The following is a 1,080-nucleotide window of genomic DNA, read 5'->3' on the forward strand; positions in this document are numbered from 1 at the left end:
AGAAAAGCGAGCTGAATTGGGAGCGACGGCTAAGGCGCCGAGGTGGGCGATAGCTTATAAGTATCCTCCAAAAGTTGCAGAGACGAGACTTTTGGATGTTGCCTTGCAAGTGGGGCGCACAGGAATTATTACCCCAAAAGCTGTGCTGGAACCTGTTTTTTTGAGTGGCTCTAAAATATCTTTTGCGACGCTTCACAATTTTGATTTAATAGAAAAGAAAGATATAAAAATTGGGGATATGGTTGCAATTCAAAAAGCAGGAGAGATTATACCTGAAGTTTTATATTCATTAAAAGATAAAAGATGCGGCAAGGAAAAAGATATAATGGCGCCAACAACTTGCCCTGAGTGCGGCGCTGGAACAAAAACTTTTGAAGGGGAAATTGCTGTTCGGTGCGTGAATCTTGACTGCCCGGCTGTGATTGCTAGAAAGTTCATTCATTTTGTTTCGCGCAATTGTATGAACATCGCAAGCCTAGGCGAAAAGGCTATTTTGAGTTTGCTAGAAAAGGGTTTATTGAAAAAGCTATCCGATATTTATAGGCTAGAAAAGAACGACTTACTAAGCTTGGATAATTTTAAGGATAAAAAATCTGACAAAATAATCGAGGAAATCGAAAAATCCAAGTCGGTAGGATTATCTAGATTTATAAATGCGCTTGGGATCCCGCTGATCGGTTCTGGAGCAGCTAAAGAGTTAGCGAAAAAATTTGGTAGTTTGGAAGAGATAATAAATGCTGAAAAGAAAGTATTTGCAGATGTATATGATTTTGGTGAAACTATGGCGGATAGTTTGCATACTTATATTCAAAATAACAAAGAAGAGCTAAACGAGTTCATAGAGATGGGGGTGAATTTAAGACAGGAAATTGCGCAAGGAAGACTAACTGGGAAAACTTTTTGCATAACAGGCACTTTAGAGCTACCAAGGCAGGAAATTGCAGATTTAATAGAGAAAAATGGCGGAGAAGTGTCATCAACCGTTGGCAAAAAAATCGACTATTTGATTGCAGGGGATAATGCAGGGAGCAAGCTTGATAAGGCGAGAGAGAATGGTGTGGAAATTATAGATTACAAAAC

The 1,080-nt window shown here is 39.2% G+C and carries 1 protein-coding gene; it reads left to right on the forward strand.

Annotated elements, in window-relative coordinates:
- Nucleotides 1–16: 16 nt before the first annotated feature.
- Nucleotides 17–1,080 (forward strand): NAD-dependent DNA ligase LigA (gene ligA / locus ACYVTD_RS13650; RefSeq protein ID WP_461248278.1); only part of this gene is annotated, 1,064 nt, incomplete at its 3' end.

The organism is Treponema sp. R6D11 (assembly GCF_054786075.1).